General features: G+C 45.3%; 26 protein-coding genes and 1 tRNA gene. 11 read left to right on the forward strand and 16 right to left on the reverse strand.

Features of this window, described 5'->3' with window-relative positions; all coding sequences use genetic code 25:
- Positions 1–4: 4 nt before the first annotated feature.
- Positions 5–556: a hypothetical protein gene (locus WC882_05220; protein ID MFA5843034.1), complete on the reverse strand. Its 552-nt coding sequence runs from the start codon at positions 554–556 to the stop codon at positions 5–7.
- 62 nt (positions 557–618) lie between these two features.
- Here WC882_05220 and metG point away from each other — a divergent pair, with 62 nt between their 5' ends.
- A complete protein-coding gene (gene metG, locus WC882_05225) occupies positions 619–2,136 on the forward strand; it encodes a methionine--tRNA ligase (protein MFA5843035.1) in 1,518 nt (505 codons plus the stop codon).
- Here the strand turns inward: metG and WC882_05230 are convergent, their stop codons facing one another.
- From WC882_05230 to WC882_05250, 5 genes are read right to left on the reverse strand one after another with little or no spacing between them, the layout of a single operon-like run.
- Entirely contained in the window at positions 2,137–2,556 is a 420-nt protein-coding gene (locus WC882_05230; protein MFA5843036.1) for a pilin, read from the reverse strand. It abuts the gene before it with no gap.
- A 10-nt stretch (positions 2,557–2,566) separates the two neighbouring features.
- Entirely contained in the window at positions 2,567–3,115 is a 549-nt protein-coding gene (locus tag WC882_05235; protein MFA5843037.1) for a hypothetical protein, read from the reverse strand.
- 10 nt (positions 3,116–3,125) lie between these two features.
- Positions 3,126–3,611 carry a pilin gene (locus WC882_05240; GenBank protein ID MFA5843038.1) on the reverse strand — a complete coding sequence of 162 codons (486 nt, stop codon included), beginning with the start codon at positions 3,609–3,611 and terminating at the stop codon, positions 3,126–3,128.
- A 1-nt stretch (position 3,612) separates the two neighbouring features.
- The gene (locus WC882_05245) at positions 3,613–4,221 is read right to left on the reverse strand and encodes a hypothetical protein (protein MFA5843039.1); all 609 of its coding nucleotides are present in this window, start codon (positions 4,219–4,221) and stop codon (positions 3,613–3,615) included.
- Between the two features lie 14 nt (positions 4,222–4,235).
- On the reverse strand, positions 4,236–4,691 hold the full coding sequence (locus tag WC882_05250; protein MFA5843040.1) for a hypothetical protein: 456 nt from the start codon (positions 4,689–4,691) through the stop codon (positions 4,236–4,238).
- A 119-nt stretch (positions 4,692–4,810) separates the two neighbouring features.
- Here WC882_05250 and WC882_05255 point away from each other — a divergent pair.
- Positions 4,811–4,887: transfer RNA gene (locus WC882_05255), tRNA-Ala, on the forward strand.
- Between the two features lie 57 nt (positions 4,888–4,944).
- Positions 4,945–5,772: a hypothetical protein gene (locus WC882_05260; protein MFA5843041.1), complete on the forward strand. Its 828-nt coding sequence runs from the start codon at positions 4,945–4,947 to the stop codon at positions 5,770–5,772.
- A 1-nt stretch (position 5,773) separates the two neighbouring features.
- Here the strand turns inward: WC882_05260 and WC882_05265 are convergent, their stop codons facing one another.
- The 9 genes from WC882_05265 to WC882_05305 all read right to left on the reverse strand — a co-directional run bounded on the left by WC882_05265 (position 5,774) and on the right by WC882_05305 (position 11,157).
- Positions 5,774–6,817, reverse strand: a complete 1,044-nt coding sequence (locus WC882_05265) for a type IV pilus twitching motility protein PilT (GenBank protein MFA5843042.1) — start codon at positions 6,815–6,817, stop codon at positions 5,774–5,776.
- A gap of 45 nt (positions 6,818–6,862) precedes the next feature.
- The gene (locus WC882_05270; protein MFA5843043.1) at positions 6,863–7,885 is read right to left on the reverse strand and encodes a hypothetical protein; all 1,023 of its coding nucleotides are present in this window, start codon (positions 7,883–7,885) and stop codon (positions 6,863–6,865) included.
- 84 nt (positions 7,886–7,969) lie between these two features.
- Positions 7,970–8,509, reverse strand: coding sequence for a hypothetical protein (locus tag WC882_05275; protein ID MFA5843044.1), 540 nt, complete (start codon positions 8,507–8,509; stop codon positions 7,970–7,972).
- 167 nt (positions 8,510–8,676) lie between these two features.
- Positions 8,677–9,027 carry a small basic family protein gene (locus WC882_05280; protein MFA5843045.1) on the reverse strand — a complete coding sequence of 117 codons (351 nt, stop codon included), beginning with the start codon at positions 9,025–9,027 and terminating at the stop codon, positions 8,677–8,679.
- 1 nt (position 9,028) lies between these two features.
- Complete coding sequence (locus tag WC882_05285) at positions 9,029–9,949, reverse strand: hypothetical protein (protein ID MFA5843046.1); 921 nt, start codon at positions 9,947–9,949, stop codon at positions 9,029–9,031.
- Positions 9,950–9,964: 15 nt separating this feature from the next.
- Positions 9,965–10,126 carry a hypothetical protein gene (locus WC882_05290; protein MFA5843047.1) on the reverse strand — a complete coding sequence of 54 codons (162 nt, stop codon included), beginning with the start codon at positions 10,124–10,126 and terminating at the stop codon, positions 9,965–9,967.
- Between the two features lie 22 nt (positions 10,127–10,148).
- A complete protein-coding gene (locus tag WC882_05295) occupies positions 10,149–10,292 on the reverse strand; it encodes a hypothetical protein (GenBank protein MFA5843048.1) in 144 nt (47 codons plus the stop codon).
- Positions 10,293–10,423: 131 nt separating this feature from the next.
- Positions 10,424–10,990 carry a DUF1858 domain-containing protein gene (locus WC882_05300; GenBank protein ID MFA5843049.1) on the reverse strand — a complete coding sequence of 189 codons (567 nt, stop codon included), beginning with the start codon at positions 10,988–10,990 and terminating at the stop codon, positions 10,424–10,426.
- A 14-nt stretch (positions 10,991–11,004) separates the two neighbouring features.
- Positions 11,005–11,157, reverse strand: coding sequence for a hypothetical protein (locus WC882_05305; protein ID MFA5843050.1), 153 nt, complete (start codon positions 11,155–11,157; stop codon positions 11,005–11,007).
- A 65-nt stretch (positions 11,158–11,222) separates the two neighbouring features.
- Here WC882_05305 and WC882_05310 point away from each other — a divergent pair, with 65 nt between their 5' ends.
- Positions 11,223–12,200 (forward strand): magnesium transporter, encoded by a 978-nt coding sequence (locus WC882_05310; GenBank protein ID MFA5843051.1) that lies wholly within the window; start codon positions 11,223–11,225, stop codon positions 12,198–12,200.
- A 359-nt stretch (positions 12,201–12,559) separates the two neighbouring features.
- On the opposite strand, the gene WC882_05315 is transcribed toward WC882_05310, so the two are convergent.
- Positions 12,560–13,405 carry a sugar nucleotide-binding protein gene (locus WC882_05315; GenBank protein MFA5843052.1) on the reverse strand — a complete coding sequence of 282 codons (846 nt, stop codon included), beginning with the start codon at positions 13,403–13,405 and terminating at the stop codon, positions 12,560–12,562.
- A 112-nt stretch (positions 13,406–13,517) separates the two neighbouring features.
- On the opposite strand from WC882_05315, the gene WC882_05320 reads away from it, so the two are divergent.
- The 7 genes from WC882_05320 to hisF all read left to right on the forward strand — a co-directional run bounded on the left by WC882_05320 (position 13,518) and on the right by hisF (position 19,657).
- On the forward strand, positions 13,518–13,799 hold the full coding sequence (locus WC882_05320; protein ID MFA5843053.1) for a YerC/YecD family TrpR-related protein: 282 nt from the start codon (positions 13,518–13,520) through the stop codon (positions 13,797–13,799).
- Positions 13,800–13,918: 119 nt separating this feature from the next.
- Positions 13,919–14,797, forward strand: coding sequence for an ATP phosphoribosyltransferase (gene hisG, locus WC882_05325; protein MFA5843054.1), 879 nt, complete (start codon positions 13,919–13,921; stop codon positions 14,795–14,797).
- Positions 14,798–14,808: 11 nt separating this feature from the next.
- On the forward strand, positions 14,809–15,006 hold the full coding sequence (locus tag WC882_05330; protein MFA5843055.1) for a hypothetical protein: 198 nt from the start codon (positions 14,809–14,811) through the stop codon (positions 15,004–15,006).
- 23 nt (positions 15,007–15,029) lie between these two features.
- A complete protein-coding gene (gene hisD, locus WC882_05335) occupies positions 15,030–16,319 on the forward strand; it encodes a histidinol dehydrogenase (GenBank protein ID MFA5843056.1) in 1,290 nt (429 codons plus the stop codon).
- A gap of 26 nt (positions 16,320–16,345) precedes the next feature.
- Complete coding sequence (locus WC882_05340) at positions 16,346–17,539, forward strand: phosphotransferase (protein ID MFA5843057.1); 1,194 nt, start codon at positions 16,346–16,348, stop codon at positions 17,537–17,539.
- Positions 17,527–18,144: an imidazole glycerol phosphate synthase subunit HisH gene (hisH, locus tag WC882_05345; protein MFA5843058.1), complete on the forward strand. Its 618-nt coding sequence runs from the start codon at positions 17,527–17,529 to the stop codon at positions 18,142–18,144. Before WC882_05340 ends, hisH begins: the two co-directional genes overlap by 13 nt.
- Positions 18,145–18,160: 16 nt before the next feature.
- Positions 18,161–19,657 carry an imidazole glycerol phosphate synthase subunit HisF gene (hisF, locus tag WC882_05350; protein ID MFA5843059.1) on the forward strand — a complete coding sequence of 499 codons (1,497 nt, stop codon included), beginning with the start codon at positions 18,161–18,163 and terminating at the stop codon, positions 19,655–19,657.
- Positions 19,658–19,661: the final 4 nt, after the last annotated feature.

Consider the following 19,661-nt stretch of genomic DNA (forward strand, 5'->3'; position numbering starts at 1 on the left):
CGAATTATTGATTGCAAACGTAAGCGGTTGTTATGCAACGCAAATCCCTTCCGTCATAAGATTGAGAAGTGAGGGCGAATTTGACCGTTTCCATGTCGGGATTTGGACAGGTCGCTTGGGTGATGGCAGCGGAGCCCTCGATAAGAGCAAGATCATGCCCGGTAAAATCATCGTTTATACTATATTCTCCATTGCATTCTTCTTCGGTAATCCCGGCGCTTTCTTCACAATCGGTTACGGCTTCGGAAAGATCTTCGGACTTAAAACAATCGGTTCGAGTTGTAAGATCGGATGTATCTATTGCTAGGTCGTTTGCGGTCTCTTGTTTCAATCTTTCTTCAGTGGCAATAAGAGCGTTTCGGACGTAATCCGGGAGTGTTTCTAAAGCTAGAGTGATTCCTGGGATCTGTTCTTCAAAACAGGCCACTAATCCTTCACAAGAATTATCATATCCGTTGGTGTCGTGGTTGGCATTGGGGTCGCAAGCATTTAATCCCATTACAACAGGAAGGATTTTTTTTAATGGCATGGGTATTTCGAGTCGTGGGAAATTCATGTTAATATAGGATTAAAGTTTGCAAAGGATTGTTATTTTATAATAATCTTAATATTTAGTCAATGGCTCCTTTTTACATCACCACCACACTTCCGTATGTGAATGCGGATCCGCATATCGGTTTTGCGTTGGAGATCATTCAGGCGGATGCGATCGCTCGATATCGTCGGTTGTGCGGAGATGAGGTTTTTTTCAATACCGGGACCGATGAGCATGGGGTGAAAATTTATCGAAAAGCGTTGGAGGCTCAGCAAGAGCCAAAAGCATATTGTGACGAATATGCGGCTAAATTTGATGCGCTTAAGGTGGCACTTAATCTTTCCTATAATAAATTCATTCGGACCACAGACGAGGATCATATCGCTGCGGCGCAGGAGTTTTGGAGACGGTGTGCGGCCAAAGGCGATATTTATAAGAAAAATTATAAAGTGAAATATTGCGTGGGGTGTGAGTTGGGAAAAACCGAGTCCGAGCTCAATGAAGACGGTCGTTGTCCGGTTCATCCGAATATGCCGCTCGAGTCCATTGAGGAAGAAAATTATTTTTTTAAATTTTCCGCGTATCAAAAACCGTTGTTGGAACTTTACTCAAAGAATCCGGAATTTGTTTTGCCGGAACATCGGCTTACGGAAATGATTGAATTCACGAAAAAAGGGCTTGAGGATTTTAGTATTTCCCGGCTCAAAGCCAAAATGCCGTGGGGCGTGCCGGTGCCCGGAGATGAGGCTCATGTGATGTATGTGTGGTTTGATGCACTCGTGAATTATATTTCTACCTTGGGATGGCCTCAGGAGGATGGGAATTTTTCAAAGTTTTGGCCCGGGGTGCAAATTGCTGGAAAAGACAATTTACGTCAGCAATCGAATATGTGGCAGGGGATGTTGATGTCTGCGGGATTGCCGTCGTCCAAGCAAATTTTGATTCATGGTTTTATCACGTCGAACGGACAAAAAATGAGCAAATCCCTCGGGAATGTGGTGGATCCTTTTGCGGTGGTGAAGGAGTATGGAGTGGATGCGCTTCGGTATTTTCTTTTGAGAGAAATTCCGACGGATGATGATGGAGATTTCAATACCGAACGATTTCGGATCGTGTACGACAGCGATTTGGCGAACAATTTGGGAAACTTGCTGAGTCGCACTTTGGCGATGACGGAAAAATATTGCGAAGGCAAAGTGCCGGCGCCGGTGCAACACAAGGGCGCGATCGAGCAAATGGAAGTGGCGTGGAAAACGATGGAGGCTGCGATGGGGCAATTTAATCTTAAAAAAGCGATTGAAGAGGGCGTGCTTGAAGTTTTGAATGCAGCCAATCTTTTTGTGGAAACGGAAAAGCCGTGGGCTCTGGCTAAGGCCGGAGACACGCAAAAGTTACATGAAGTGTTGTATGTGCTTTTGGAAGGATTGCGGCATGTGAGTTGGTTGCTGGAGCCGTTTATTCCCGGGACCACGGCGAAAATGCGTGAACAATTGGGGGTTACGGAAACCGAAAAAGAAGGCAATGCGCTTCACGAATGGGGTCGTTTAAAACAAGGCACAATTGTGAAAAAAGGGGAGTCTTTGTTCCCGAGGTTGGCGTAGCTATACGCTGAGCGTAATGCGAATGATGGCTTGAACAATGGCGTAGGAAAGGATCACAAGACAAAGCCCTAAAATGGCCCATGTGAGCCCCTTTTTTGCCGATTGAATCGTTTCTTCTTGGCCAAAGGCGCGTACATAAGTGAATCCGCTGTAGATGATGAAGAAAATGGCTAAGACTCCGGCGAGTTGTAATAAAACCACAATGATATCCGCAATGATCCAGTTGATGGCGTCGGATCCGAATTTGTCTTCAGCCTTGGTCCCGGCTTCATCGGGATGTAATTCTGCCCAGCCTTCGGGCGCATATTCCGGATGGAGATCGGAGGGGATAGCGAGTTGGGCTTGGAGCGTGTTTCCTTGAGGGAGGAAAAGCATGGCGCTGACCAGGAGGCCGATCATGAGAATTTTTGTTTTTTTCATTATGGAATTTTTAATCAAGATTCAAATAGACGAGGCCGTAGATGGCGGCGTAAGAAATGGCGACGATGATGGCACCGATCACGGAATAAGTCATGATTTTTTTACCTTGATTGATGGATTCTTCGTTGTCGTTGGACATGACAAACAGATACCCGCCATACAGCAGTGCAATGAAAATAAGTGTGCCGGTGATGGCCAATGCGGTGTTGATGAAAAAGGGAAGAAAATCCGTAAAAAGATTGCCGCTGGGGAGGCTGGTTGAGCCTTGATCCCCCTGAGGAGATCCCTCAATGAGGGCTTGTTCGTTGGGGAAGAGACATTCGAGTTTTTGTTCACTGGAGAGGTTTGCGGGGGAGTCACAGGGGTCTGTTGCCGGGGTGGATGGAGTTGATTCGGTGGAGTAGTCCGGCATATCACCTTCCATGGAAGAGGTGTCGGTTTCCTCAATGGCATCTGTGAATTCATCGGCCGGATCGTCGGCGGCTTGCACAAGCGGAGCGGCCAACAATAGGGTCAAAGAAAAAGTCAGAAGAGCGATGAGTATTATTTTGAATTTCATAAGAGAAAAATTAAATGCTGTCGTATTCGATTTGTTGTTGAGTTTCAGGGTTGTAGGTGCCTTTTGGCATTGGAATGGTGTTGATGATGGAAACAATGGCGTAGGCGAGGATGGCGATTCCCAATCCTACGGCGGCCCATAAGGCGTTTTTTTTGGCGGCGGTGATCCCTTCTTCTCCTCCAAAAGCCAGAATAAATCTAAGCCCCGAGATGATGAGTGAAAGTACGGCCAGTCCCGCCACCAGTCCCAGAAAGGTGCTGATAAATGTGGGGATGGCTTGTTCTTGGAAGTATTCTTGGACAGCTTCTTGATCGTCTCCCTCGGCAGGGCCGGGGAGGAGGTCCGGGTGGGAGACAATGGGCATGGTCACTGTGTTCTCTGCGGCGATTTCTCTTCCCGCGGCTTGCGTTAAAAGAGGAGAGAAGGCTCCGCTCCACCCTAAAACCATGAGGAATAATCCGAGGACTGTTATTTTTTTGAGAAAAGTTGTCGTCATATTATTTTTGAAAGAAAGTTGGATTGATGGTGTAAAGAATGAGCGCGGAAAGGAAAAGAACGACCAATCCGGAGAGGGATTGCATGATGCGGGTTTTAGCTGCCCCAATGCTTTCGCCACCGCCTTGATCCATGGAGATTTGGATGCCGCTGATTACGATAACCAAAACCGCAATGATTCCAACGATGCCGGCGGCCCAGCGATAAATCACGGCGATGTAAGTTTTGAGGATACCAGTGCCCGAGGTTCCGCGAATGATTTGAACAAGGGTGCAGGTGGCGTCCACGGGGCAACCTTTACTATAGGCTCTATAGTAAGTTTCCGTTGTTTTATCTGTTGTTGACCCTGTTGAGCTCGTTGCTTTACAAGTGAATTTCCAATATACGGCGCTTACATCAATTCCTCCACTGGTGATTTTTTGATCAAAAGAACCCAGGGGTTCGGTGATTTCCATGATTATGGTGCTGTCTCCGGTTTCCGAGGCGAGTTGATTTAAGCTTTTTCCTTCAGTTGAATCACAGTAAACCGCATCTGCGGTTGCAATCCCTCCCAATAAAAACAGAGAAAAGAGACTCAGTGTAAAAATGATTTTTCGAAGGGGTTTTTTCATAAAAAAATCTTGAATTAAGATTGCAGATAGAAAATTGATTGCACAAAACGGACGATGATATAGGAAAACATTGAAATCACAAGACCGACAATCGCGGTTTCAAGTAAGGCTTTTCCTTTTTGGAGTTGATCTTCACTGCCTTGCGAAACAATCATGCGGATTCCGCCGATTACAATCAGGCCCATGGCGATGACTCCGATGATGCGTGTGATAAAATTGATGGTGTCTAAAATGAATGAAAGAAGGGGCGTTTTGCTGTCTTCGGATAAATATTCTTGCCCTTGGATGGCTGTTCCTTGTTCATCGTTGACATTTAAGATGTCTCCCACGTCAAAGGATTCCGTATTGTTTAGATTGCTGGGGATGGTGATGGTTTGAGCAAAAGTGACAGATTGGAATGAGATTAAGAAAAAAGGGCACAATACGGCCCATAAAATTAGATGGGTTGAGAGGAGAATTAGTTTTTTCATCTCATTATTATACCAGAAAAAATAAGGTTAGGCAATTGCCGGAGAGAGAAAATACTGGTGTTTTTTGTAAGGCATGGTATAAAAAGGGGTGTCGTTTTTTGAAAAAGACTTTTCATTGTGGGGCTGTAGCTCAGCTGGTTAGAGCGCTTGCATGGCATGCAAGAGGTCACGAGTTCGAATCTCGTTAGCTCCACCAGAAAAAATCGTTTAACGATTTTTTCTTTTCCCCTGTATTTTCCTTTGTATTTTTTTTATGAGCCACAAGCGAATATTAGCATTTTATATTACGCTCGTTGCTTTAATTGTGTTTGGGGTTGCTTGCCAGCAGCGGGCTTCGCTTCCTGTCGATACGACCGTAGTCCCGGAAACGATTGAGGAGACTCCTGTTATTGAGGAATCGGTTGTTTTATTGTCTGAAATTTTTGATGCCGAATCTCTCATCCCTGTGAATGCTGTGATTAAAACCATTTATGAGTTTGATCTCGATAGTGATGGGAAAAAAGAATACGGCATTGAATATGAAATGGATGATGTTATCTCTAAATATGGGAGACCCGTGCAAAAGGCTTATTTGGATGTTTTTAGGTTTACGAACGGCTCTTGGACCGCAATCAAGCAAGATGAAATCGATAGAGATATGAATGAATTTAGAATCACGGTGGTCCATTTTGATTCTTCTCTATACGATTATCTTTTAGTTCAAAAACCTTCAGATCCTCACGGTTATATGAGCGGTTATTATGTTTTTGGCATGACGACGGATGGATTGTTTGAGGATCTTCCAATTCCAAAAGCTTATCTGCATGAAGAAGAATATCTTGAGACCGGGGATACGTGGCTGTTTTACGATGGAGTTACCGTGACCCCGACGGCTCTTATTGAGCATTATGAGGTGGCGTGTGAGTCAAAAGAATGGACTGAGCCCCGTTTTGGGGGAGTCCCTGGCGATGAATCGGGCCCTTGTAGAATTCTTCAAGTGGCTCAAACCATAACTGAGAATGGATTCTCAACACAGCCAGAGATTCTTGTTAATGCTACCGAGGAAGAATTCGCAGAGCTCGTAGCAAACCCGGAGCCCTAATTTATTCCTGCACGTTTTTTTGATAGGTTTCTTCGGAAATGAGGCCTTGTTCGAGCAGTGTTTTGAGAGAGTGGTTCATGGTTTGCATGCCGTCCTTTCGGTTGGTTTCGATCACTGAGTCGATTTGATAGGTTTGACCTTTTCGAATCAGGTTTTTGACTGCGTGATTAGACAGTAAAATTTCGAGAGCCGCGATGCGCTTGGTGCCGTTGACCGTTTCTTTTTCCGCGGGAAGGAGTTTTTGCCAAATCACCGCTTCCAAGGTTGAGGCGAGTTGGGTTCGAATTTGAGCTTGTTGATCCGGAGGAAAAACGTCAATCACACGATCGACCGTATTTGCCGCGCCTTGGGTGTGAAGGGTGGAAATCACCAAATGCCCGGTTTCTGCGGCCGTGATGGCCAAACTGATGGTTTCAAGATCACGCATTTCTCCGACAAGAATTACATCCGGATCTTCACGCAACGCAGCTCTGAGCGCACGGCTGAAACTCACGGTGTGGGTGCCGACTTCGCGTTGTTCAATCACGGACAAGTTGTTTTGATGAAGGAATTCAATCGGGTCTTCCACGGTGAGAATGTGTTTTTTTTGTGAATGGTTGATGGATTTAATCATGGCCGCGAGGGTGGTGGATTTTCCGGAACCTGCGGGACCGGTGATGAGAATGAGTCCTTTGCGAAGTGAAGTCAGGGCTTGAATTTGAGGGGGGAGTTGGAGCTCTTCCAAACTCAACGGGACTTCCGGAATCACACGAAACACACCGCTGATTCCATTTCTTTGCACAAAAATATTCACACGAAAACGAGCAATTCCATCCGCTTCAATTGAAAAATCCAAATCCGAAGAATTTTGCAATTTTTTTTTAAGGGGATCGTCCATGACCTCGAGGAGGTATATTTCCGCGGTTTTTTTGTCGAGAATCGGATGGTCGTCAATGGGGACAAGCTCTCCGTTGATACGAAGAATGGGCTTGGCGCCGCTGCCGATGTAAAGATCCGAGGCTTTGCGGTCTACCGAGGCGCGAAGAAGTTGTTGAATGCCGTTCATGGGAAATGAGAAATTTTAGATTTTAAATTACGTGCGTGGTGTCTGTTAGGTTCTGTGGATTCTTCCGCCGTTGTCGTCTGGGGTATTTTCCGTTGGAGTTTCCTCTGCGGGTGTTTGATTTAGATATTCTTCCTCGGTCATGGTGGGATCAAGAATCGTTACATTTGGCTGAGATAAGTCATTGTAATCCGCGTGTTCAAAGCGATTTCCTCCCGTGGTCCAAGATCCGATGGTTTTGTCGTCGTTTTCAAACGGAGCGCTCAAGATGTAATCTTGATTGGGCCCGAGCGTGTTTTCATACACCGCGTAAGTGTAAATATCTTTTTTTAGAGGAAGAGGAAGTTCGCTTAAAAATCCTTGTTCCACGAGTACGGTGTTGATTGTATCCGCGGTTGGATATTGTTTGTTGGCATCGTAATATTCGATGAGTGCTTTTTCGATGGTTTCAAGATCAATAAGCCTTTTTTCGTTGCGAGTCGTAGCCGTGTTTTCCGTTTCGGTTGGGGGCGTTTCATCGGTTATGATTTCATCCGGTGTGGTTTGGTCAATGATTGTTTCATCGATCGTGGATTCGTCCGTGGATTCGTCTGTGGTTGTGTTTTCCACCACAGGCTGATCGGAATCTTTAATGAATGTTTCGTATCCGTACACAAGTCCGATTCCGAGGATGAACAATCCGGCCAAGATCAATAAATTGATGAAAAGTGTGCTTGGATTTTTTTTCTCCAAATCTTCGAGGTCTTGCATTTCTTCGGGGGGGACGGCTCCGGTCGGGCTTGAGATAAGGTCGTCATCGATATCATCGGGGGGCATTCCCGGAATAGATTCTATGGGCATTTCATGAGAAGGAATCGGTGAGGGTTCCGAGGTTGACATTTCCGTCGTTTTTCCGAGTTTTTCATCCGCTTTTTTCAAGAGATCCTGCGCAATGCTGTTGTTGGGTGCCACATGGAGAATTTCTTCACATCCTTGTTTTACCTTTTCAAAATCACCGCTCACAAACCAGTTTTGAATCTGTTTGAGTGCGCCTTCGATCGGGTTGGGAGTGTTTTGATTTTGGTCGTCCATTTTTGTTTTGGTTAGAAGATTTTATTTTTGAATTGAAATTGGAATGCGGGGGGAGGGGAGCGCACTGCGCTTCGTGCGTGATGTCTAGTGCGTGGGAATAACGTTCTCGATTGCGCCCCATTCGGAGTCGCCTTGAGCGGGAATGATGAAGGTGAGTTCATCGCCGATCGAAGCCTTAAAATAGGTGACGGAGGCGAGGAGCACTTTGTAGCTTTTGCCTTCGGCTAAGACGTGATATTCGCCGTTTTCAAGAGAAAGAACACCTTTGACGTGTTTGCGTTCAATGGGTCCGATTTGTTTGTATAAAAAGGATCCGTTGCCCTGAATCGTGAGTTTGAGTCGGTCTCCGGGGATGAGTTTGGATTTGCTCGCGTAATTTACGGCCACGGTGTAAATTTTTTCATTCGGTCCGATCATGTTTTGTCCGTCAAAAATACCTTCAAGGATTTGGGTGTCTCCAAAAGAAGACATCGAAAGTCCGGAAGCCATTTCATTCAAGGAAAGAGTTTTTCCGCCTTCGACTTTTTCTCCGTCCAAAGAAGCGAGAATTTGTCGGGCCGCTGTTAAATTGGCCTCGGCTTTTTCAATGAGGTCTCGAATACGGGAAAGGGAAGAAGAATTCATATTTAATATGTGATTTTTATTGCTATATTGACTCAATTATACAGGAGAAAGAGGAAAATTTCAATGAAATAACGAGCGGTCAGGAAGAATTTTTGTTTAAATGGGAGCGAAACGTTGAAAATTTTTACAAAAATTTCCCTTTCCCGCCCGTTAAAAGCTGAAGTAACTTAATCCGCTTTTGCCGTCCATTTTTGCAAAAGTGTTCGGCGGATGATTCCCACATTTCCGAAAATACGATAAGTGAATACCACGGTGGCCGCGAGATAGAGATCGAGTCCGAGTTTATCTCCGAGAAATGTGATTCCGGAAGCGAGAAGAATGTTGAAAAATAATCCGGATAGAAAAATAATCGAGTTGTAGCCGTCGGCTTTGACTTCGGCACGGGCCGCACCAAACAGGGCGTCTAATAATCCGATGATGATGACTGCGGTGTATTTGGTGTATTCCAAGGGGATATTGACCTGGATAAGCAATCCGATGATTAACCCGATAATGAGACCGAAGAAAGCAAAACGCATATTAATTTCTTTTAAAAATTATTTTTTCTCCATTCACGCCTTCGATGCGTAAATCGATGTAGTCAATGCTTTCCTCGTAAATATTGAGACTGGAAAGCGCGAGTTTTAATTTGGTGAGTTGCTCGTCGAGATCGAGGGTGAGGTCGAGCCATACGTAAAAATTGCGTTCCGTGAACAAATGGACCTCTCGTTCAATGGGGAGATAAAGAGCGTACGTCACTTTCATTCCGAATTTGTCTTCATAGGTTTGGATGGAGTCGAGAATAAAAGCCAGTTGATCTTGAGGAACGAGCAGTGTTCCTTCCGGAATGCTTTGTTCGCGCTCAACCACAATGAGCGGAAGTCCTTCCATTTGCGTTTCGGTGGAAAGGATTCGGCCACTGCTGTTGAGGAGAAAATATGTTTCTTTGTTGTCCGAGGTTTTCAGGAGAAGATTGGCGACTTTCGGGTAAGTGGTGAGTTCAATGAGCAGTGTGTCGGGTAGTGTTTTTTTAATCTGAATGGATTCGTATTCCGGGTATTCTTCCAAAAGAAATGCGTAAAAAGGGTCGGCATTGAAAAGAAAAATATTCGAATCTTTAATTTCTTGAAAAAGGGTTAAAAGCGGATGGGTTTCGAGCGATTCTCCATCTTGGGTGACGGCGATTTTTTCAATATTGAATCGAGGAGAAATGAAAAGAGTGTGGGTAATACTGATGAGAATTACGCCAATCACAATGAGTAAAAAAGGTCGTTTGAGTTTTGCGAAAAATCCACGCAATCCTCGGCGCGGAGTGCGTTTTGATGTCGAGGAGAGAGGGTTTGAAAGCGTTGATTTTTGGTTTGAAACAGAGGTTCGTCTGGATTGTACGCGAGGGCGTAATCGCGGATGTGAAAAACCCGAAACCGTGGGTTGTTTTTTCCGTTTAAAAAACATGGGCAATGGCCCCGGAGGGTTTTAAAGAGTGAGATCGGGATTTGTGGTCGTGTTTTCTTCTGTCGGAGGGGTTGTTTGACTCGGAGCGACGGCTTGCGGCGCCAGGGATGTAAACAGCATGAATCCCACGAATAAAATCGTAATGATCCATACAAAAAGGCGAGCGTTGCGAGAATAGGCCATGGGAAGGGATATTAAAGAGGGACTAGGAATCCTTTCGGGAAGCGATGATCGCGGCTTTGCGAACACGAGCTTTGGCCTTATTTCTGCGCTTGGCTTGACTGCTTTTGGGACGAGTTTGGTTGGCCATCGTCATCCCATGATAGCGAGAATGAGCTTGATTGGACATGGAGAAAAAGTGTTTAAAGTTAGTATTTCGTATGAGAAGGAAATGCAGAAAAAGAAGAGAGGGAAAGCGCACTTCGCTTTGCTACGTGCGTGGAGTATAACAGGAAAAACTGAGGAGTGAAAGTGAAAATTTTATACCTTTTTTTCGAGTTTTGTGATTTTAAATCCGGTTTCGTTATACGTTTCCATGAAATTGATCATACTTCCTTGAATGATTTTGAAGGATTTGGGATCAATGTAGAGGATTACATGGTGATCGAACGGGATGATTTTATCTTCTTTTTTGGCCTTTTTTTCAAAATCCATGGCGTAGTTCGGATTTCCATCGATCCCTTTTTTCGAAAGCACTTTCACTCGAATGCCATAGGTTTTTAAGCCTTCTTTTTCCGCGAGCTCGATGATTTTGAGCAGCGCTTTTCGTGTGATGTACAATTTTTTTTCTTCGAGATCTTTTTGATAGGAATCGTATTCGAGGGTGAGAACGTCTCTGATTTCTTTCAGTGCTTCTTCTGGCATACCGTGGCCGAGAACGCCTTGTTGAAGCGTTTCCCATTCGTTGAGAGCGCAATCCAAACACGATAACCCAAAGTCTTGTAAAATTTGGGCGGCAAGAGGGTGTTTTTTTAAGATTTCTTCAATGGTGAGGGTGTCCCAAGAAAAATCAAAATTCGTTTTTTGGGACGAACTTTTTTTTGGCATGAGGATGAATTGAATTAAGGGGTCGGAACGGTTTCCGATTCAATGATTGTGTCGGGAGTGGGGAGTGTGGGATTGTTTTTTTGCCAAAACATATAAATTGCGCCCGCGATAAGTGCAAGGATAAGAAAAGTGGCAAAAACGGATGCATTGGCACGAGGAGGCTTCATACGAGGTCATTGTAGCGGCATAATTGACAGTTGACAATTGACATTGAACAGTCGACAATTTTCTCGTGAAAAAAATAAGATTAAAATCGGATTCCGTCGGAGCGCAAATGACTCGGCGTGTTCCTGTGGTTTTTGTGCAATCAACGTTGGCTCAAGTCAAAACACTTCTCACTAAAGAAGCGCGACATTTTTCCAGTATTCATGATGTGTATGTGGTGGATGAATTTCATAAATTGGTGGGTGTTTTCCCGGTTAAGGCTTTGTATATTTATCCATTGTTGAAAAAAGTTTCTGACATCAGTACTAAAAAATCATTGATTTCGGTTTGCCCCGCGGATCACCAAGAAAAAGTGGCGTATCTTGCGATTCGACATCATCTCAGTCAGGTGCCGGTGGTGGATGAAAAAGGAAAATTTTTAGGCGCGGTGTTGAGTGATACGATTTTGTCCATTCTTAATCATGAAACGCACGAAGATATTTTGCGTATGGCCGGTATTCATAACAGTCATGCATTTTCGCCGTTGTTTGAGACGTCGTTATGGACCTCGCTTCGGCATCGATTGCCGTGGTTAATCCTTGGATTGCTTGGCGGGCTGTTGGTTGCAAAAGTGATTGATTCCTTTGAGGCCACCTTGGCCATTAATTTGGTGCTTGCAAGTTTTATTCCTTTAGTGGTGTACATGGGGGATGCGGTTCGTACTCAAATGGAGGCGCTGATTATTCGGGATTTGGCCGGCAATCATCGGTTTGTTTTTGGTCGTTATTGTAGGCGGGAATTTTTAGTTATTTTTTCCATCGCGTTGTTTTTCGGAATTTTATTGGGAGGGATTGGATGGATTTTTTATGGACAAATGTTGGCGTTGGTTTTGGGTGTTGCTTTGTTTACGGCAATTTTATCGTCGATTTTTACCGGACTTTTTGTCCCGTATTTTTTTACCAAACTTAAATTGGATCCCGCGGACGCGAGCGGACCGATTGCCACGATTTTGCAAGACACGTTGAGTGTCTTGATTTATTTTGCGTGCGCTCATTTGTTTTTATAAAAAAACCCGCTTCGTGTGAGGCGGGCTTTTTTGAAATGCAAAGAATATTTATTTCTTCTTTCCTTTTCCTTTCACTGCTTTCTTTGCTGGTTTCTTTGTTACTTTTGTCTTTTTTGCTTTGACTTTAGCTTTTGCCATTTGAGGAGGGCGTTAAGAATATTAAGTGATTTAATCTTTCTCCTCATTTTTATCTGTCACAAGAGCAGTTTTAAAAAAGAGTTTTACAAATATGTTAAAAGTATCTTTGTATTAGGTTTGGCGTGTTGTCACGTTTTAATGTAATACTACAATAAAACGCTGGTTTTTGAATGCATTAAATTTTTACAACACGGAGAATGCGATGTATGGGTGGCACTTTGTTACGCTGCGTGTTTTTTAAATCCTTTTTCCAAACAATCGCGCACTGCGGCTTCGATGGGGCGCATGGCCAGTCCTTCTTTGGCGAGTTTGTCGGTGTTGAGCATGCAGTTGGAGCGTTTGGCCGTGGCGTAATTTTTGGAATAGAGTTCCTCCAGGGGAATGACGGTGTATTTGAAATTGGGATCCACGATTTCTTTATAAAGATCGAGGATGGTGGCGTGGTCGATGAGGCCGGGATTGGTCATGTTATAGATACCGGTTCGGTGACGTTTGATGAGTTCGTACGCCGTGGGGAGGAGGTCGTCGATCACAGTCATGGAGTTTGCCACACTCACCACTTTTTCATATTGGAGAATTTTAGTGATGAAATTGCGCGGTCCGGGCGCGGAATCGATGGGCATGCGAATTCGCAATTGAAGTACGGGAAATTCCTTGAGCGCTTGATCGGACGCGGTTTTGGTTCGGCTGTAATAACTGCCGTCAAAATTGGGTTTGTCTTCTTCGCTGAATCCTTTTCCATTATTGTCGCCATCGTAAATGCAGCCGCTTCCCAAATGAGCAAAATAAATATTTTTTTCAAGGCAAGCTTGAAGGAGGACAAGAGGGCCTGTGACATTGGAATAGAGTGTTTCTTGTTTGTGGTCTTCGCACCAGTCCACGTTGGGACGTCCGGTTTTGCCGGCGCAGTTGAGAACCACATCCGGGGTTTCTTGGGCGAGGTCTTTGCGCACGGCATCGATGTCACCGATGTTGGCGTTTCCAAAGAGGGAGGTTTCACCTTGTGCGTTGAAGAAGTTTAGGAAATGATTTCCGAGAAATCCTTTGCCGTAAATGAGAATTTTCATGGACTGTGGGTTATTTTTTAGTGGGGATATTATAGCGAATTGGAAAGGACTTGACAAACGCAAAATCGTGAGTTAATGTTTTAGCACACGAAAACATTTTTAAATCATTCAAATGGCTGAAAATTGGAAAAATTCACAAACCACCGATCTTTTTAAGGGCGTTCTCAAATTGAGGACCGCCGGTGAGTGTGAAAAATTTTTTCGTGATTTGTGTACCTTAAAAGAATTGGAGGCTATGGCCGAACGTTGGCAAGTGGTTAAAATGGTGGATAAAGAAATTCCTTATCGTGAAGTGAGTGAAAAAACGGGGGCGAGTACGGCCACGATCACTCGTGTCGCTCATTGGTTGCATCATGGAGAAGGGGGGTACCGGATGGTGTTGAATCGACTGTAAACACTTGAAACCCGGTTACTCTCCAAGAGCTCAACACTGAGCTCTTTTTTGATTCCCGTTTGGTTTAATGTTTTATCACGTTATCACTTAATTTATTTCATTCTTTAACTTTAATATCTATGAAACGTTTCAATGGAGATCGTCTCAAAATCGCGATTCAGAAAAGCGGTCGTCTGACCGAGCAAACCATTGATTTTTTAAAAAAGAGCGGGTTGGATTTTGAAGTGTACGGAGAGCGGCTCTTTTCGAGTTGTCGTAATTTTAATCTTGAAATTTTATTCATTCGAGACGATGACATCCCGGAATATGTGCAAGATGGGGTGTGTGATTTGGGAATTGTGGGGACCAATGTTTTGCAAGAAAAAAATGCGAAAGTGGAAATTAAGGAAGGATTGGGGTTTGGGCGGTGTCGATTATCGGTGGCGGTGCCGCGGGATTCGAAATTGAGTCGGGTGGAAGATCTTGAAGGGAAACGGATTGCCACGTCGTATCCGACTATTTTAAAGCGTTGGTTGAAAACGAAAGGGATTTCAGCGTCGATTGTGATGGTGAAAGGCTCGGTGGAAATCACGCCGAGTCTCAATATTGCGGATGCGGTGTGTGATTTGGTATCTACCGGGACGACGTTAAAAACGAATGGGCTTGAGGCTATGGAAGTGGTGTTGGAATCCGAGGCGCTTTTAATTGGAAATGTGGCGTCGTTTAAAAATCCTAAATTAAAATTGGATTTGGATCGATTTTTGATGCGAGTGAGGGCCACGTTGGCGGCGCGACGGTTTAAATACGTGATGATGAATTCACCGGAAAAAGCGTTTGATGCGATTCGGAAAATTTTGCCGGGGTTGGAAAGTCCGACCGTGGTGCCGTTGGCTACCCGTGGGATGGTGGCGATTCACTCCGTAGTGCCGGAGGATCGGTTTTGGGAAGTGATGGAGCAGTTGAAGGAGGCGGGAGCGAGTGGGATTTTGGTGACGCCGATTGAAAAAATGATCCTTTAATTTAAAGAAATATGAGTGAAATTTATAAATTGGAATTCATCGGCGCGCGGGGACAAGAAGGTCTTTTGGCCACCCCGGTTCGTTCGCTCCTCCCCGCAATGCGGGGTATGCCTCGCGACAATCGCCCTGCGTTGCAGGGACCAAGCCGATTGTCGCTGCGGAATTGTCCAAAAGACCTCCTCGCCCCTTCGCCGTTCATAAAAATTTAATTTATTTTTAATCTCAAAAATTTATGATCGAAATCTATGATTGGGAATTTGCGTCACCCGATATAAAAAGCCGCATTATGCGCCGCGCGCAAGCGGATATGGAAGCCATTAAAGGCGTGGCGACCCTGTGGTTGGATCGCGTGAAAAAAGAAGGCGATCAAGCGTTGTTGGCGTATATTCGTGAGTTTGATGATCCGTCGTTTGAATTGAGTCGTTTGCGGGTGAGTGAGGCGGATATTGCCGAAGCGTACGAGAAAGTGAAGCCCGAAGTGATTGAGATGATTCGAAAACAGATTCAAATTTCACGACGATTTCATGAGGAACAGGCGTCGCGCATTACTCAAGAATGGGAGATCGAAAGTGTGCCCGGAGTGAAAACCGGCGTGCGTGTGGTGCCTGTGGATGCGGCCGGATTGTATGTGCCTGCAGGAAAAGCGCCGCTTCCGACGGTGGCGCAAATTTTAACCGTCACGGCTAAGGCTGCCGGAGTGCCTCGTGTGGCCGTTTTTTTTCCTCCCACGGCTCCTAATTATGAAATCATTGTGGCTGCCAAAGAAGCGGGGGCGGATGAAATTTATCGAGTGGGTGGGATTGCAGCGATTGGGGCTATGACGTTTGGCACGGAGACGGTTCGTCCGGTGCGAATCATTGCCGGGCCCGGAAATCCTTATGTCCAAGCTGCGAAATTGCAGGTGTTTGGGAAAGTGGGAATTGATATGTTGTCCGGGCCGTCCGAGGCGTTGATTTTGGGGGATGAGACTGCGGATCCTCGATTTTTGGCTGCGGATGTTTTGTCGCGGTGCGAACATGGACCGGATTCGGCCGGGGTGTTGGCTGTTACGTCGCGTGCGTTGGCCGAGCAGGTGAAAGCTGAAATTATTCGACAATTTAAAACGCTTCAGCGTCAAAATTTTATTCAAAAAGCATTGGCAGGGTATAGTGCGATTTTGGTGTTTGAGTCTGAGGATGCGATGATTGATTTTGCCAATGAATATGCCGCGGAACATCTTGAAATTCAGATGAAAAATCCGCGAGAGGTGCTGAAGCGTATTCGAAATGCAGGGTCGGTTTTTCTTGGCGATTTTGCGCCGGTTGCGGTGGGGGATTACGCGAGTGGAACCAATCACTGTTTGCCCACCGGAGTGGCGCCCACGTTTGCGTCACCGGTGCGCGTGGGACTTTTCCAACGAGAAATGGAATTTCAAATGTTGACTAAAGAAGGATTGAAAAATTTGAAGTCTATTGTGGAGACGATTTCGGATGTCGAGGGGCTTGATGCGCACAAGAGGAGTGTTCAGATAAGGTTTGAATAATTTTTAATTTTATGACATTAGACTCAATGACAAAAATAATAACGATGGATCAAATTTATACCTTGCTCCAACAAAATCGTGAACAAGAGGCGAAAGAGGCGTTGGTTGAATTTTTGCGCACGCAATTTCCATTGAATCCTAAAAATTTACGATTTTTGCAGTCCGCGGTGTCGCTCAATTCATTTAAAGGCGAATTTGAAAGTGAGGGGAAACGTTATTTTTTTAAGACGCACATTGAAGTTGCGGGTGAAATTCGAGAATATGCGGGGGCGAAAATGCTCGAAGAGGCGGGGTATCCAATGATTGTTCCCGCGTATGTGTGCGTGGATCGCGGTCGGGAATTGTTGGTGTATCCGTTTATTACGGATGCATCGGTTTTTGATCTTGTGGCAGGGGAGACTTTTCAAAAGAAAAAAGAGGTTGATTTTGGTGCGTTTTTTCAAGCTCAAAACAAGTTTGATCAGCAGATTTTTAAGGCGTATCAACGGAGTTTTCAGCGTAAGGAGAAGTCGGTTTTTCCTGCGGTGCAACAATTGTTTTATTTGCGATTGAATGGGGCGCGATTTCAGGATTTCTATCAAGGAAAATCGCGAGAGTTTAGTGGGAAGGTTGTTGATTTTGATTCGCTTGCTCGTTCGCGTTGGATTGTGAATGGGAAAGATTGCGGAAGATTGGGTGAAGCGATTGAACAGGCAAAACGTTTGTTGGCGCCTGAAGCGCAACTTCCTTTTACCGTGGTGGGGCATGGGGATGCGCACAACGGAAATGTTTTTTATGGAGAAAAAGGGCTGCGGTTGTTTGATCCTGCGTATGCGGGGCGAATGGATCCGTTTTTGGATTTGACCAAGCCGTTGTTTCACAATGTTTTTGCGCGATGGATGTATTTTCCGCAAGAAGTGGAAACGCGAATAAAGGTTGATTTCAAGATTCGTGAAGGCGTTGTGGAAATCACTCATAATTATGAGTTGGATGAATGGGAACGATTGTTTTTGACTTCAAAAATGGAAAATGTTTTGAAGCCGCTGGTGGCGTGGCTTCGGGCACAAGGAGATCTTCCTACGGATTGGGAAGACCGGTTGCGCTCATCGCTTTTGTGTTGCCCGTTGCTTACTGTGAATTTATTTGATGTGAAAAAATATTCTCCAGCCATGGCCATGCTTGGATTTGCGCGGGTCATGGAAATGGCAACTTTTAATTTTAATAATTTATGAAAAAAATAGTGGTCATTGATTATGGCGCCGGGAATGTGAAAAGCGTGTGCAATGCACTCGATCGCTTGGATGCGTTGTACGAAATCAGCGGCGATCCGAAAATTGTGACGCAGGCGAAAAAAGTGATTTTCCCGGGAGTAGGAGCCGCGGGTGCGACCATGGCCGTGCTTCGCGAACGCGGGTTGGATGAAGCGATTCGTGGGCTTCGCGTTCCGGTGTTTGGAATTTGTTTGGGCATGCAACTTTTGTTTGAAAAATCCGAGGAAGGGGATACGAAAGGGTTGGGGATTTTGCCGGGAGTGGTGAAGAAATTTAATGCAATTCAGCGATGGGAGGCAGTGTCCACCACTTTGAAAATTCCGCAGATCGGATGGAATTTAGTTAAATTTGCGGATTCAAAATCGCCGCTGATTAAAGATATCCCCGATGAGTCGTATTTTTATTTTGTACACTCGTATGCGGCGCCGTTGTGCGAATTCACGACGGGCGTGGCTTTTTATGGGCAACCGTTTACGGCCATGATTCAAAAAGATAATTTTTTTGGCACGCAATTTCATCCGGAAAAATCCGGAGACGTGGGACAACAACTTTTAGGTAACTTTTTAAACTTATAATAATGATTTCAATGTTATGAAAAAAACTATTTTTATTCCCGCAATTGATCTCATTGGTGGGCGCTGTGTGCGGCTTACTCAAGGCGCGTATGACGCGTGTACGTCGTACGATTCTTCGCCGATTCAAATGGCGCGTTTGTTTGAACGTATGGGTTATGAATGGTTGCACATCATTGATTTGGAAGGCGCGCGCGCCGGAGAGTTGAAAAATTTAAAAATCATTCGCGAAATCGTGGCGCAGACTTCTTTGAAAGTGCAGGTTGGAGGAGGGATTCGGTCGTTGTCTGCGATAAAGGAATTATTGAACAGTGGCGTGGCTCGTGTTTTGATTGGAAGTCTTGCGGTCAAGGAACCGGACGTGGTTGCGCAGGCGATTCAGCAATTTGGGACCGAGCGAATCGCGGTGGCCATGGATGTGCGCGGAGGGGAGGTGTGCATTTCGGGGTGGGAAGAAAAAACGGGTTTGGCGCCGGAGATTTTTGTGGAGAAAATGAAGACACTTGGGGTGACGGTGATTTTGTGCACGGATATTGAAAGTGATGGCATGATGAAAGGTCCGAATGTGGAGTTGTATGCGCGATTGGTCCGTGAATTTCCGGGAATAAAATGGATTGCGGCCGGAGGGGTTTCGTTCCGAGATCGGGAACGATTGCAACAAGTTGGCGTGGATTTTGCGGTGATGGGAAAAGCGTTTTATGAGGGAAATTTTTTGGCAAAACGCGTGATCCCGTGTTTGGATATTAAAGAGGGACGTGTGGTGAAGGGCGCGAGTTTTACGAATTTGAAAGATGCCGGAGATCCGGTGAAATTGGCGGCTTTTTATGATCGCGAAGGCGCGGATGAATTGGTATTTTTGGATATTACCGCTACGTCCGACAAACGAAAAATGGTGGCGGATTTAGCTCAGCGTGTGTCTAAGGCGATTTCAATTCCGTTCACGATTGGAGGAGGGATTTCAACGGTTGAGGATGTAAAAAATGCATTGCAGGCGGGCGCGGATAAGGTTTCGATTGAGTCTGCGGCGGTGCTGAATCCGGGATTGGTGAGTGAAGCGGCGGCGTTGTGCGGATCGCAGGCCGTGGTGATTTCAGTGTCGCCTCGTCGTGCGAAAAGTGGTTGGGAAATTTTTATCAAAGGCGGTCGTGAAAATACGGGACGAGATTTGGTGGAATTTTTGCGAGAGATGCAGGAACGAGGCGCCGGAGAAATTTTACTCAATTCCGTGGATGAAGATGGACAAGGAAATGGGTATGATTTGGAAATGTTGAAGGCTGCGCGAGACGTTTTGACGATTCCGTTGATTGCATCGAGTGGAGCCGGGGAGTTAGAGCATTTTTATGACGGGATTGCGCAAGGTGGGGCAGATGCGGTTTTGGCAGCGTCGGTGTTTCACTATGGGAAATTTTCGGTGCAGGAAGTGAAAAATTATTTGAGCACGAAAGGAGTATGTATGAGAAATTTTTCTCCTGCTCTATATAAAAAGGGGGTCCCCCTGCCCCCGCGATCATCGTAGCAAT

The organism is Candidatus Gracilibacteria bacterium, assembly GCA_041658685.1.
In the GTDB taxonomy this organism is placed as follows: domain Bacteria; phylum Patescibacteriota; class Gracilibacteria; order UBA1369; family UBA12473; genus JBAZZS01.